Origin of the sequence: Halovibrio variabilis, from assembly GCF_007991175.1 — a bacterium.
Taxonomy (GTDB): Bacteria; Pseudomonadota; Gammaproteobacteria; order Pseudomonadales; family Halomonadaceae; genus Vreelandella; species Vreelandella variabilis.
Genome location: NZ_BJXV01000010.1, coordinates 109,773 through 124,124 on the forward strand (window position 1 = coordinate 109,773; position 14,352 = coordinate 124,124).

At 55.8% G+C, this 14,352-nt stretch carries 11 protein-coding genes; 4 read left to right on the plus strand and 7 right to left on the minus strand.

Translation table 11 applies throughout. The features are described 5' to 3' along the window. Nucleotides 1–10 precede the first annotated feature (10 nt). The gene (locus tag HVA01_RS09865; RefSeq protein ID WP_146875163.1) at nt 11–622 is read left to right on the plus strand and encodes a TetR family transcriptional regulator; all 612 of its coding nucleotides are present in this window, start codon (nt 11–13) and stop codon (nt 620–622) included. 90 nt (nt 623–712) lie between these two features. Beyond that, nucleotides 713–1,645 (plus strand): alpha/beta fold hydrolase, encoded by a 933-nt coding sequence (locus HVA01_RS09870; RefSeq protein WP_146875164.1) that lies wholly within the window; start codon nt 713–715, stop codon nt 1,643–1,645. A gap of 11 nt (nt 1,646–1,656) precedes the next feature. On the opposite strand, the gene HVA01_RS09875 is transcribed toward HVA01_RS09870, so the two are convergent. The 5 genes from HVA01_RS09875 to HVA01_RS09895 form a co-directional block, all read right to left on the minus strand. After that, nucleotides 1,657–2,343: a hypothetical protein gene (locus tag HVA01_RS09875; RefSeq protein WP_146875165.1), complete on the minus strand. Its 687-nt coding sequence runs from the start codon at nt 2,341–2,343 to the stop codon at nt 1,657–1,659. Nucleotides 2,344–2,528: 185 nt separating this feature from the next. Further along, nucleotides 2,529–5,723 (minus strand): efflux RND transporter permease subunit, encoded by a 3,195-nt coding sequence (locus HVA01_RS09880; protein WP_146875167.1) that lies wholly within the window; start codon nt 5,721–5,723, stop codon nt 2,529–2,531. Continuing rightward, nucleotides 5,723–6,994 (minus strand): efflux RND transporter periplasmic adaptor subunit, encoded by a 1,272-nt coding sequence (locus tag HVA01_RS09885; RefSeq protein ID WP_146875169.1) that lies wholly within the window; start codon nt 6,992–6,994, stop codon nt 5,723–5,725. The genes HVA01_RS09880 and HVA01_RS09885 overlap by 1 nt, the downstream gene beginning before the upstream one ends. Nucleotides 6,995–7,088: 94 nt before the next feature. Next, the gene (locus HVA01_RS09890; protein ID WP_146875171.1) at nt 7,089–8,552 is read right to left on the minus strand and encodes a TolC family outer membrane protein; all 1,464 of its coding nucleotides are present in this window, start codon (nt 8,550–8,552) and stop codon (nt 7,089–7,091) included. Between the two features lie 203 nt (nt 8,553–8,755). Continuing rightward, a complete protein-coding gene (locus HVA01_RS09895) occupies nt 8,756–10,675 on the minus strand; it encodes a sigma 54-interacting transcriptional regulator (RefSeq protein ID WP_146875359.1) in 1,920 nt (639 codons plus the stop codon). Between the two features lie 434 nt (nt 10,676–11,109). Here HVA01_RS09895 and HVA01_RS09900 point away from each other — a divergent pair, with 434 nt between their 5' ends. Next, nucleotides 11,110–11,922: a formate/nitrite transporter family protein gene (locus HVA01_RS09900; RefSeq protein ID WP_146875172.1), complete on the plus strand. Its 813-nt coding sequence runs from the start codon at nt 11,110–11,112 to the stop codon at nt 11,920–11,922. Nucleotides 11,923–11,979: 57 nt separating this feature from the next. Further along, nucleotides 11,980–12,420, plus strand: a complete 441-nt coding sequence (cynS, locus tag HVA01_RS09905) for a cyanase (RefSeq protein ID WP_146875360.1) — start codon at nt 11,980–11,982, stop codon at nt 12,418–12,420. Between the two features lie 20 nt (nt 12,421–12,440). On the opposite strand, the gene HVA01_RS09910 is transcribed toward cynS, so the two are convergent. Next, on the minus strand, nt 12,441–13,283 hold the full coding sequence (locus tag HVA01_RS09910) for a fructosamine kinase family protein (protein WP_146875174.1): 843 nt from the start codon (nt 13,281–13,283) through the stop codon (nt 12,441–12,443). Between the two features lie 50 nt (nt 13,284–13,333). Beyond that, the gene (gene tal / locus HVA01_RS09915) at nt 13,334–14,287 is read right to left on the minus strand and encodes a transaldolase (protein ID WP_146875176.1); all 954 of its coding nucleotides are present in this window, start codon (nt 14,285–14,287) and stop codon (nt 13,334–13,336) included. Nucleotides 14,288–14,352 lie beyond the last annotated feature (65 nt).

The window sequence follows — 14,352 nt, forward strand, 5'->3', positions numbered from 1 at the left end:
TTGCATTTCCATGGCAAGAAAGACCAAAGCTGAAGCGGCTGCAACTCGGGAAGCACTACTGGAAGCGGCCGAAGAGGAATTTTTTGCCAAAGGTGTGGCGCGCACCTCCCTTGAGCAAATTGCTCGCCATGCGGGCCTCACTCGCGGTGCCGTGTACTGGCACTTCAAAAACAAAGCCGACCTTTTCATGGCGTTGGTCGAACAGGTGCGCATGCCCTTTCAGTCGTTGATGGAAGAGGTCGACAAAGCTGACGCCGAAATGTCACCGCTTGAGTCAATTCGCTTAGCCTGCCATGCCGGTCTAGTGCGCCTTGAACAGCCCTCGTATCAACGGATACTCTCCATCTTATTGCATCGCTGTGAGTTCTTCAGCGATATCAACCCGCTCGACATGCAGGAAGAGATCGGGAACGAATGTTTTGAGGAGATGCTGTCGGTATTTGTGCTCGCTGAGAAGCAGCAGTTATTGCGCGAAGACCTAAGCCCGGCAGTGGCCACGCGGATAATGCAATCCATGCTGGGTGGGCTTTTCCACGATTGGCTGCGTAATCCCAGCGCTTTCTCGATACGTGAACGCGGCGGCGAGTTAATTGATACCGCTATTCGCTTGATGCAGCGGTAAAAAACCAGCTTGAAGCTCGCTGCAATGCAGCAAGTGTGACTATACTCGGCGTATTGCCTCTTCATTATTGATTAAGAGTATCAGCACGCTATGGATGCACTGGAGTTTGTACGGGTACGCGAACTAGAAGTCGCGGTACGCATCTGGAACCCTACCGCCCCTCGCACGCTTGTTGCTTGGCATGGCCTTGCTCGCCACGGCGGCGATTTTAGCGCACTGGCGCAGGAACTCGGCAGCGAATGGCGTATTATCGCCCCGGATACCCCAGGCCGTGGGCTCTCCAGCTGGTCGCTGTTCCCAGCTCACGATTACCTTTACAGTCATTACACAACGGTTGCCATCGCGCTACTGGACCACTTTAAGCTCGATTACGTTGACTGGCTGGGCACCTCAATGGGGGGCCTGCTTGGCATGTTGATCGCCGCTGACCCACAGCACAGTGCGCGCATTTCCCGGCTGATTCTTAACGATGTGGGGCCCGAGCTGAATAAAGACGGCCTCATTGGCCTTTCCAGCTATTTTGGCGTTACCCACCGTTTTTCTACCTTTAGCGAACTACAGCATGAGCTCAAGCAGCATTATGCGGGTTTCGGCATTGCCAGTGATTCCGCCTGGCGTGAATTAGCCCTCAATAGTGCCCGCCGGCTGCCCGATGGCAGCTGGACGTATCACTTTGACCCGCGTATCAGCGAGCAGTTTGTGCACGATACGCCGCGTGACATGTGGGTAGACTGGGCCCATATTCGCTGCCCGGTGATGGTGATTCGCGGCGAGGAGTCGACCCTTTTAGATGCCGAAACCCTACCGCGGATGGCCGAGGTGCAGCCAGAGCTTGTAACCCTGACCGTGCCTAACTGCGGTCATGCCCCCATGCTGGATAGACCTGCACAAGTCGACCCCATGCGCCACTTTCTAGACCGTCCCGCACCGCCCCCTTCAGCACCAGAACCAACGCAAGCCGCCACCGGCTGGCAGCGTGCAGTGCAGTGGCTGGCGCAGCAGTGGCGGCAGTGGAAGAAGTAGGTGTTAATCCATTAGTGAGACGTTGAATAATGCGCCGAATGGGCGTGTTTTTGGTTCAGCCGCAGTTTATTCAAACGAATGCGTGTTTCGAGATACGCTTGCTCCGAGACGCTGCGGTAAGCCCCCTCTTGCGGTAAGTACTTCACCAGTACCCGGCGCTCACCTTCCATCGGCAGGGCATCGCGTTTGCTGAGCAGTTTCACCTTACTGTTGGGCTCATTATCAATCACCGCCAACGCCTGCTCTCCCTCACCTTGGCGCTCTGTTACCACCACCGTTTGTCCTAACAAGCAGCGCCGGGTAAACGGACGATAGCGATGCAGCCCACGGTGCAATGCCTGACAAAGCACGGCGGCCACCGGCGAGGCAATCACCAACGTGCCCCATAGCACCACCACACCTACTGGAATACGTAGCAAACCGAGTGGTAGCCACCGGAGCACCAGCAACTCAATCGCCAGTGAGAGTGCCGCGGCAATGGTCAGAATCACCGTTAATGCCAGCGTCGCTGGCACGCCCGCAAAGCCTAAAGAGACCAAGGTACTGGCAAGGTGATCCTCTTTTAAACTGTCGCGCTCAAACAGCTCTAAAGGGGCTAAGCGAACAATCACGAGTAGCCAATAGAGGGTTAATAAACCCAATAAGAAAACAAAAACGATACTCGGAAATTGCGTAGCGGCGTGCAGTAGATGTTGCATGGAGCCTCCTCCGTCGGTACTTTGCCGACGCTGTGTTATTACTACCAGCTTAGTCTAGATTAGCTTTCCAGTGCTACCCCTACCTTGATCTCAGTCATCACTGATACAAAAACGGGCGCTACCCAAAGGTAGCGCCCGTTTGCTTTTCACCCTTGATGAAAGGGCTCGCTCTTAAAAGCTAGGCATTAATGTTGATGTTGATCCTGCTCCAGCGCTGGCGCCCCGGGCTTAGGCTTATCGCCCTTCATCTTGCGGCCTAGCCAATCTGACACGGTTGCGATCATGGCGTAGAAACTAGGCACAAACAGGCTACCTAAGGTGGCCACAGAGAACATGCCCATCGCCACCGTCGTACCAATGTGATGGCTACTCACATCGCTGGCACCCGTGGCCAGTGCCAATGGCAGCGTACCGAAGATAAACGCCAACGAGGTCATCACAATGGGCCGGAAACGTAGTTCAGCCGCCGTAATCGCCGCCTCACGGATGGATTTACCCTGTTCTTTACGCTGTAGCTCGGCGAACTCGACGATCAAGATGGCGTTCTTCGCCGCCAGCCCGACCACCACCAGCATGCCAATCTGCACATACACACTGGTATCCAGACCGCGCAACACAATACCGCCAATCCCCCCCAGGAAAGCAAAGGGCGTCGCGGTCAATACCGCCAGCGGTAACGACCAGCTTTCATACTGAGCCGCCAGAATCAAAAAGACCATCAACAGCCCGAAAACGATAGCCAGCGTCGCGGCGCTGCCCATGTTGGCCTCTTGAAACGCCGTGCCAGTCCAGCCCATGCCCCAGTCAGAGCCAAGCGTCTCTTGAACGATGCTTTCCATCGCCTCGATCGCCTGGGCTGAGCTATAGCCAGCAGCAGGTTCACCCTGGAACTGAGCACCGGCGTAAACACCAAAGCGGGACACGACCGCTGGACCGGTTTGGCGCTCAAGCTCGACAAACTCGGAAAGCGGTATACGCTCACCGTTGCCGCCGCGGACATAAACGCTACTGACGTCTTCCGGCGTTTTACGGAATTCATCTTCGTTTTGCAGATACACCTGGAAATTACGGTTCTGATAACTAAAGTAGTTCACAAAACCATTACCAAACGTATTCCCCAAGGCTGAGTTAATATTCTCCAACTCAACGCCATAGCTCAACGCTTTCTGCTGGTCAATGTTGGCACTGTATGACGGCACATTAACGTTGAAGGTGGTGAAAACCCGGTTCAAGGCAGGATGCTGGTTAGCCTTTTGCATTATTTGCAACGACGCCTCGTAGAGTTCGCGCGTCGATGCCCCGTCAAATGACTGCAGGTAACCGGTAAACCCGCCGGTGGTTGAAAGCCCCATGATGGGCGGCAGGTTAAAGGCCATTGCGGAGCCGCCATCGATACTCGCACCTAGCCCCATAATGCGCCCGACCAGCTCGGTGGCCGTCAATTCACGCTCTGACCACGAGCTCAAATTGATAAACATCACCCCGCGCGCGGTATTCACGGCGCTGGAAAGGATGTCATAGCCCGCCACCGCAGAGGAGTATTCCACCCCGGGGATATCCTCAATCGCCGTACTGAGTTTCGCCATATAGCGTTGGGTACGGTCAAGCGACGCCGCATCCGGCAGCGACACGCTCACCAGCACTACCCCCTGATCCGTTTCCGGCACCAGCGTTGAAGGTGTATTAGCGTATAGCCAGTAGGAGCCCACGCCGGTAAGCACCGTTAACGCGAGCGCCAGCAGCCAAAAGCGCACCAGACCTTTTACGACCCACATATAAGCGGCAGTAATACCGGCAAACAGGCGGTCAAACAGGCGAAACGGTGTATTCAGGGCGCGCTTGAACTTCGACTGCCCGGCACCGGCGATTTTGTGCTTGATAAAAATCGCTGACAGAGCCGGTGTAAAGGTCAACGCCATTAACGCCGAGATGGCCACCGAGATCGCCACGGTGATCGCAAACTGTTGGTATATCTGGCCAGTAAAGCCACCCAGGAAAGCCACGGGTACAAACACCGCCGCCATAATCAGCGAGGTCGCAATCACCGGCCCGCCGACTTCTTTCATCGCCCGGATGGTGGCATCGCGCACGCTGATATCGTCCTCTTCGCTCAGCACGCGCTCGACGTTTTCCACCACCAGAATGGCATCGTCGACCACGATCCCTATCGACAATACCAGGGCAAACAACGTTAGCAGGTTGATCGAAAAGCCGAACAGGTAGAACCCGGCAAAGGTACCCACCACGGCGACCGGCACCACCGACATGGCAATCACGGTAAAGCGCCAGTTCTGAAGGAAAATAAACAGAATGACGATAACGATCAGAAAGGCTTCGATAAAGGTGTGCAGCACCGTTTCCACGGAAGCATCGATAAACAGCGTGGTATCGTAAGGCGCCACATACTCAAGCCCGGGCGGGAAGCGACTGGCCAAATCGTCCATCGCATCGCGCACGCCCTGAGCCGTTTCCAGCGCGTTTGCACCGGGCTGCTGGTTAATAATGATCGGCGCCATGCTTGAGCCGTTCAAACGCGCGTCGACCCCGTAAGAAGATGCCCCAAGCTCAATGCGCGCAACGTCGTCCAAGCGTAGCGAAGAGCCGTCGTTATTGGTACGCAGGTAAATATTACGGAAGTCGTCGACATTATTAAGGCGACCGCCAGCGGTAATCGTATAGGTATAAGCGCGAGGATCGCTTTGCGGCGGAGCGGCTAGATTACCCGCAGGGACTTCGGTATTTTGCACCCTAATCGCACTGGCTACTTCGCTAGGGGTTAGGTCGTATTGGGCTAACTTATCCGGATCCATCCAGATACGCATGGCAAACTCGCCGCCACCCAGCACTTCTGCATTGCCTACCCCCGGCACCTGACGCAGTTCGTCAAGCACATTGAGGGTAGCGTAGTTCTGCATGAAAATTTTGTCGTAGTCGTCATCCGGCGAGGTCAAGGCAATAAACATCAAAATAGCGTCGGAGCGCAGCTCAACGGTGACGCCTTGCGACTGCACCGCTTCAGGTAGCTGAGAGAGCGCCCCCTGAACGCGGTTGTTGACGTTGATGGTATTGATATCGCCATCGGTGCCGATGTTAAACGCTACACTCAGGCTCATGGTGCCGTTATCAGCGCTGTTGGAGGTCATATAAAGCATGTCCTCAACGCCGTTAATGGCCTCTGCAATGGGTGCTGCCACCGTTTGTGCAACGGTTTCCGCATCTGCGCCGGGGAACTGCGCTTGCACAGACACCGTTGGCGGCACCACGTTGGGGTACTGCTCGATGGGCAGTATGCGCATCGACATCACGCCCACCAGCGTGACAATAATTGCCAGTACCGTGGCAAAAATTGGCCGGCTGATGAAGAAGTTAGAGAAGTTCATTATTGCGCACCCTCTTCCCCTTCAGCGGGCTGGCCAGCGGCTGCCCCCTCTTCCATCTCTTGCGCTGCCTCTGCCTGCTGTTGCGCTTCTTCTTGCTCAGCCTCTTCGACTACCGCCTCCGCATTGCCGCTAAACGGCTGCGGGTCAATCGTCCTGCCCGGCTCTAAACCGGCGGGGTCGCCTACGATGACGCGATCCCCCGGCTCAATGCCGTCACGAATCAACTGCCACGGGCCAGCCACTTCGCCCAAGGACACCGTCCTTTCGCGGGCTTTGTTATCTTCATCCAGGACAAACACTTGAGGGCCCATTAACCCTTGGGTGACGGCAATTTCTGGCACCGCCATCACATCAAAGCGCTTTAAGCCCTCAATGCGCACGCGCACGAACTGACCCGGCAGCACGGCCGCATCAGGGTTGTCGAACGTCGCTGATGCTTGCACCGTACTGGTGCCGCTATCGACCCGAGAGCCCAGAAAATCTAAGCGTCCTTCAAGCTCTGAATCGCTGCCGCCACTCACACCCGGTACGCTCAACCGCGCACGAATATCCGACGGATCCCCGTTGTCGCTTAGCTGGCGTCGCAGCTCGAAGGCGTCCCGCTGGGGCAGCTGGAAACGTACTTCTAACGGGTCCAGGGGCGTGACCGTGGCCAACTCGGTACCGGACGTCACCAAATTGCCCACGTTGACTTGGCTTAAGCCAATCATGCCCGAGACAGGCGTGGTCACCCGCGAATAATCCAAATCCAAGTTAGCGCTGGAGAGCGCGGCCTCTGCTTGGGCGACGTTTGCCTGGGCCACGCGCTGATCAGCCAGTGCCTGATCGTATTGCTGACGACTCACCGAGTTTTGGCTAAGAAGCTGCTCAAAACGCTGGGCATCGCGCTGGGCGCGGGAAAGCTCGGCGCGAGCGCTCTGTAGATCCGCTTCACGCTGATTGACGGTGGCCTGATAAAGATCCGGCTCAATGGTATAAAGACGGTCGCCCTTCTCCACCAGTTGACCTGGCTCGAAGTGGCGTTCTTCCAAAAACCCGTTAACGCGGGCAACCAGCACAACTTCATCGTCACTGCGTAGCAGCGAGGGGTAGGATTTATCCAGCGGAATATCCTGACGTGACATCTCGGTCACTTCGACTTTATGGGGCGGTGCCTCTTGCTCGGCACCCTGCTGGGGCGCTTCGGCTTGCTCTTGACCACAGGCCGCGAGTGCCAGCGCGGCTAACAGGGTCACTAGACTCGCTCGATGTGAGTGAATCATTTTCTTCATACGTTGAGTTCCCATAGATCTTTTAAAAAGTCGATTAGTGGCACATGTGCACCAAGACACTTCCCCTGCCAACCCCTTTCCACTGGGCGGTTACCTACTCAGGCTGAGGTGGTGCACCGATGTCGAGCGCGCGCTCATAGCGGTCATTGCCGCCGCCTTCAGGCAAGGTAAAGTTGACCTCTTCGCCGGTTAGCCAGGCATTGACTTCTTCAATGGCGTCCACATCCAGGCGACCCGCTTGCTGACGCAGTGAAAGTAAATTCACCACGTAGTCGTAGCGTGCCTCGGCATAGTTGGCGATGGCGTTGTAGAGGTTCTGCTCAGCGTTGAGCACATCGACAATGTTACGAGTACCGACTTCATAACCGGCGCGGGTCGCTTCAAGCGCGCTCCGGTTGGAGACGATGGCCTGCTCGCGAGCCTCAACGGTTTCCACATCGTTGCTGACCTGGGTATAAAGCGAGCGCACCTGCTGGATGGAGGAACGACGCTGGGACTCGAAATCGTACTGGCTGCTTTCCAGTTGATAGGTCCCTTGACGAATACTCGCACTGGTACTGCCGCCGGTGTAAATCGACAGGTTGGCACGCAAACCGATTTGGCTTGAGGAGTCCTGCCCGGTGATGCCATCAATATCGTTGTCGCTAAACTGGTAGTTACCAAAGGCGTTTAGCGTAGGCAAACGCCCCGCGCGGGCAATCTCCGCCCCGCTACGCGCGACCTCAATCCCCGCCTGCTGCGCCAGTACCTGAGGATTACGCTCAATGGCTTGCTCTACCCAGTAATCGCGGCTGCTGGGTTCAGGAAGGGCAATCGGCATGCCATCGCCCAGCGCTTCAATATTCGCATAGCGCTGGCCGGTGAGCTGCTCTAATGCCTCAAACGCCACTTGAAGATTGCTTTCAGCCGCAATGCGGTCAGCCCGCGATTGGTCAAACGTCGCGCGAGCCTCTTCGACTTCGGTAATCGCAATCAAGCCGACTTCAAACTGCTCGCGCGCTTGCTCAAGCTGGCGGCCAATGGCGCGCTCTTGGGCAAAACGCGCTTCGAGCACTTCGTGGGCACGCAAAATATCAAAATAGGCGCTGGCCACGTCAATGAGCAGTTGCTGTTCCGTCGCCGCTAGCAGGTACACCTGTTGGTCAATCTGGCGCTCAGCCTGGGTAACCTCGCGGCGCGTTACTTCGTCATACAGCGCCTGGGTGGCCTCAAGGGAGAGCGATACCGTGTTGTAGCGGTCATCACTTGATCCAGCTCCAGCTTCCACGCCAGTGCCAGCCCCTGCACGCGATGAGGACTGGCTTTCATACTGCTGATTGTGGGCGACCGTACCCGAGGCGTTGACCTGGGGTAGCAGCCCACCCCGAGCGACATCTCCGCCGGCTTCCACGCCCAAATACTCGGCGCGCGCCGAGGCAAGCTCAGCGTTGTTGTCTAACGCATCACGGGTAATCGTGATGAGATCAGCGGCCTGAGCAGGCAACACGAAAGAAGCGGCGAATACCGCTACCAGTAGGGGTCGTAAAGGGGCATTGATTGCCCAGTGTGCCAATCGCATAGGGGTGCCTCTAGGTATCAGCGTCAGGATGACGAATGTACTCAATCACTCAGCTAACCAAATCACTCAGCTAACCAAGTTACTCAGCCAGCTCTGCGCCATTCAGAAAGATGAGCATTATAGTTACATTCATGTATGTATGCTAGCCTTGTACATTCTTTAAATATGTGGACAGCCTGTTGTCAAGTCACTTCCAACCTACCTTAGTCCAAAGTATCGTGGGTTGGCGACAAATGCGGCTTATGGTGACGAAATTTTCGGGCATCGATGCCCCATTTATTGAGTCGTGAGGTCAGCGTTGTCGGTTTAATTCCCAGCAACTCTGCCGCACCCCCCGCCCCAGAGACTTTACCTCCGGCCTGCTTCAGAGCAGCAATCGTGCTCTCACGCTGGCGCTGGCTCAGCGTATGCTCGGTCAGCACTGCCTGCGCACCGTGCTGTTCGCTATGGTGAGCTGGCGAAGCCTCCGCGAAGGTATCAGGTGAACGTGACGGTTCGCCTAGCAGCAGGTCATCAAACACTAAGCGCCGATCTTGAGTCACGATCACCTGCCGCTCAATGATATTTTCCAGCTCTCGAATATTGCCCGGCCACGCATAGCGCTGCAGAATTTCCAACTGCGCCGGGGGAATACGCACCCCTGGCTTGTTAAATTTCAGGCAGGCGCGCTGTAAAAAGTGGCGCGCCAGCAGCGGTACATCTTCAATCCGCTGACGCAATGGCACCGAATCAACCGGAAAGACATTAAGACGAAAATACAGATCCTCGCGAAATCGCCCGAGGTTGATCATCTCACGCAGCTCGCGATTGGTCGCGGCAATCACTCGCACGTCCACCTCACGGGTTCGATTTTCGCCTACGCGCTCAAATTGCTGATCTTGTAATACGCGCAGCAGCTTACTCTGCAGTTCCAAAGGAATTTCACCGACTTCATCCAAAAACAGCGTGCCACCGTGGGCCAGCTCAAAGCGTCCGGGGCGGTCCTGTATCGCCCCGGTAAAGGCGCCTTTCACATGGCCGAAGAACTCGCTCTCAAACAGATCGCGCGGAATCGCCGCGCAGTTAACACGAATGAGCGGCCTATCGCTGCGCATACCCCCAGCATGAATAGCGCGAGCGATCAGCTCTTTACCGGTGCCCGACTCACCGCTGATCAGCACGTTGGCACTGGTAGGTGCGACCATTTCAATCTGCTTAATCAGTTTCGCGACGGCGGGGCTATTGCCGACTATATCGTGGTGGTTAAGCTCCGCTTTGATCTCTTCCTGAAGGTATTCATTTTCCAGCTCTAAGCGCTGCTTGAGCGACTCCACCTCGGCGAGGGCGTCACGCAGCTGCTGTTCAGCACGTTTGCGTTCGCGAATATCGCGAAATAGCACTACCGCGCCTACCAATCGCCCCATCTCGAAAATCGGCGTGCTGGTGTACTCCACCGGTATCGCCTCGCCATTTTTGTGCCAAAACACCTCGTTATCGACATGATGCACTTGTCCGTCGCTAAACGCGGCGTGAATGGGGCACTGCTGAACCGGGAAATGACTGCCATCGGCATGAGCATGATGGAACATGAGGTGCGCATCGTGGCCCACCATGTCGTCGGTGCTCCAGCCTAAAATGCGCTCGGCGGCGGGGTTAACAAAGGTAGTTTTGCCTTCGGCGTCCAAGCCGTAAATGCCTTCCCCCGCGGCGCCCAGAATCAACTGGTTTTGCTTTTCAATCCGCTCGAATACCTGTTCAACGCGTTGCCAGCCCACCTCCCCTTGGCGATGTTGGCGGCCTAGCTCCGCTTGCGCACGCCGCTGTTCGGCTTTGTTGCGATCAATCAACGTTAATAACAGCTGTTCTGAAACATCAATACGCTGGGCATAAACCTCAACTCGATACGGCTGGCGGCACATATCGAGAATTACTAAATCGTCTGACCAAGCCGCTTTTTGCACCAGCGCCTCGTCCGTAAAACTCACCCATAACGACAATGAAGCACTCAAGCGATGGCTGAACGGTGTTGTTAACGGCCGCGCTTCATCAATGCGGAGCAACGCGCAGGCGGATGGATTAGCCGCCAGCAGCTGATCGGCAAAAGGGTCAACCACGAGCATCGCCAGCGGTGAATAATCGCCCATTAAGGCCTCAGTACCTGTGGCCTCAGTACCTGTGGTCTTAACACTGGAGGCCGTCGTACCGGCGGGGGTGGGTTCGTACACAGACATCGGTTTACCCCTCATGACATAAGGTGATTGTTAACCAATGCCATTCAATTACCGCGCCATTCACGATTTTTCGTGAATAAAACAACGAAATATCGTTATTTACGATTTTTCGTAATCTATCTCGCCCACAAACGCAGCCGTTAAAAATAGCGTTAAATTATTAAAAAACAATAATTTAAATACATAAAAGCCAAGTTGGCATGCAATTAGCAAGAGTATGGATAGAACCGCGAACCCTGCCTCTTTTGCACCAAGAAGGCGCGATCGGCTGTTTTTTGCTCTTATAGAAAACACTCGACGCTTGGCCGAGGCACTCATTAACCGAAATGACGCAGGAAACCATACTTATGTCATATCTAATGCCCAGTGAATTTGTCACCAAGTTGGTGGATCAGGGTGAATCAAAAGTCTATATGGGCACCCGGGATACGCTTATTCGTGCCTTCATGGCGGGGGCTACCTTAGCGTTGGCGGTTATTTTCGCCATTACCATCGCAACGCAAACAGGGAATTTTTTGATTGGTGCACTGCTCTTCCCCGTGGGCTTCGTCATGCTTTACCTGATGGGCTATGACCTGCTCACCGGGGTTTTTATGCTGGTGCCTATTGCATGGCTCGACAAACGGCCTGGCGTCACCCTGCCGCGAATGCTGAAGTGCTGGGGCTTGGTAGGGCTTGGAAATCTTGCGGGTGCTCTGTTTATCGCAACGTTCGGCTACCTGAATTTCACTATGGGCGGCACCCAGGAAATCAACGCCGTCGGCCAAGCCATGATGGCCGTCGGTGAAAGCCGCACGGTGGGTTACCAGGACGCAGGACTAGCTGGTTGGGTTGTGCTCTTCCTGAGGGGCATGTTCTGCAATTGGATGGTCTCCATGGGCGTGGTGGGCGCCGCTATCTCCACAACGGTTTCCGGCAAGATCATGGCCATGTGGATGCCAATCATTGTGTTTTTCTATCTCGGCTTCGAGCACTCCGTGGTCAACATGTTCCTGTTCCCGATCGGCCTCATGATGGGCGCTGATTTCACCCTGTATCAATACATCATGTGGAACGAGATCCCCACGGTATTGGGCAACCTTGTCGGTGGTCTAACGCTGGTTGGCTTGGTTCTTTACACCACCCACGTCCGTACTCAGGCTAAAAAAGTGTTTTCTTGACCCCACCAGTCGACGCAACAGGGCGTTAGTCGCCCGCCCCTTGATAGGAGAACCATGATGGATAAGCTCGAAATGCGTTACACCTTGCTCGCGGCCAAAGCGCGCAAAAAAATGAGCTGGGACGATATCGGTAAAGCAGTGGGTATGTCGCCGGTCTGGGTCGCCTCCGCCTGCTACGGCATGAACAGCGCCAGCAAAGAGGTTGCGCAAAAAATGTGCGACACGCTTGGCGTAGAGAGCGATGTCGCCGAGGCCTTGGTGGCATTCCCCACCAAGGTCTGGGATGAAGCGATTCCCCAAGACCCGTTTATCTACCGCCTGTATGAAGTGGTCGGTGTTTACGGGGAAACCCTGAAAGACGTGGTTCAAGAGAAGTTTGGCGATGGCATTATGAGCGCCATCGACTTCACAATGGAGGTCGACAAAGTCGAAGACCCCAAAGGCGACCGGGTACTGCTCACCTTGAACGGCAAGTTTTTGCCCTATAAATCTTGGTAAAACACAAGTCCTGGTAAGGCTCAGGTGAAAGATTCGAGCCTCGCCACGCTGCGTTCAACCGCCGCACGGTAGCCGGCGCCGAACAGCAGCAGATGATTTAACAGCGGGTATAGCTGAAACAGGGCTTCACGCCTCGGCCAATCGGCCGGGGCGTCGCCGTCCCAATAAGCGTCAAAAAATGCCTCACCCGGCGAGCCAAATAGCGTCAGCATCGCCACGTCCACTTCCGGGTAGTGACGATACACCGCCGGGTCTATCACCGCGGGCCCCTTTGTCGTGAAGAGCACATTCCCCGACCATAGATCACCGTGGAGTAAACTCGCTGCCGGATTGGGTAGCCAGCGTTCCAAATCCTGGGCCAAGCGCTCGATACGCCCGCGTAGCTCGCCATCTAAAAGCCCGCGCTGATAGCATGCCTGACACAGAGGGAGCAGGCGGCGCTCGCGCTGAAAGGCCCGCCCGTCGCTGAGCGGCGCATTGGGCTGGGGCGTGCGGCCACAGGCATTATCCTGATGCCAACCATGGGCATCGCCAATCACATCATGCAAACCGCGCAGGCCTTCGCCAAGCGCCGCTTCGTCCTCCAGCTCGCCTGACACTGTATCTAACGACTCAATCACCAGCCATTCATCTGACAACCCCAGCACCTCTGGCACCACTAGCGTTGCGCAGGCGCTATGCAAGGTCCGCAGGCCTTCGGCTTCACCGCGCAGCCGCGCCGCATCGTCATGCTTAATCACCACCTCCCCCTGGCGCGTCTCCAGGCGATAAACGGCCGCGATATCACCCCCACTCAATGACGTTAAATCACCGCTAGGGGATAGCTCGATAGACTCCAACAGCTGGCTTAGGGTGGCATCCATATCCGACTCCCCCGTTCCTCGACATTTAGGTCAATAGACTGACGTATAGTCTAGCCTAATCTTTTATCGATCAAACTCTCTAACTCAAGCTGGTCGTCATGAAAACGGCGGATGCCTTCGGCCAGCTTGTCGGTGGCCATGGCGTCCTGATTGTGGCCCCAGCGGAAGGCGGCTTCGCTTAGCGGCTCACTTGGTTTGCCACTGCCGTCGCCTGCCTGGATTTGCGCAGCAACGCTGCCTTCGGTGGCGTCCAGCTCTTCAAGTAACGCCGGTGAAATGGTCAGCCGTGGGCAACCTGCCAGGGCAAGTACCTGACCGGTGGTGCGAAAGCTCGCGCCCATGACCACGGTGTCGTAGCCACCCTGATTGGCACGCTCACACACGCCTTGCACAAATTGAACGCCAGGGTCGTTTTCCGGGGTATAGTCGTTGCCGGTCGCTTTTTTGTACCAGTCGGTTACCCGGCCCACAAAGGGTGAGACCAGAAATACCCCGGCATCAAAGCATGCCTGGGCCTGAGCATCGCTGAAAAGCAGCGTCAGGTTGCACTGAATGCCCTCGCGTTCGAGCACCTCGGCGGCACGGATACCTTCCCAGGTAGAGGCCAGTTTGATCAGCACGCGATCCCGGGACACGCCGCGGGCGTCATACAGTTCGATTAACTCGTGGGCCTTGGCAATACTGGCCTGGGTATCAAACGACAGCCGTGCAGCCACTTCGGTGGAGACACGTCCAGGTACAACGGCGGAAATCTCACTGCCCATGGCCACCGCCAGACGGTCAACGGCATGCTTGACCTGCTCTTCGCGGCTGCCAAACGAGGCTTTGACACTACTGAGCTCTTCGTCAATCAACGCTTGATAACCCGACAGGCTAAATGCCTTGAGCAACAGCGAAGGATTAGTGGTGGCATCCTGAGGCTGGTAGCGGCGAATAGCCTCAAGATCGCCGGTGTCGGCAACCACAAGTGAATGTTGCTTTAACTGTTGCAGCTGGCTGGTCATAAAAACTCCTTACATTTATTAAATTTTCATTTAATTTGTTTCATCTTAACTGTTCACTAAGACCG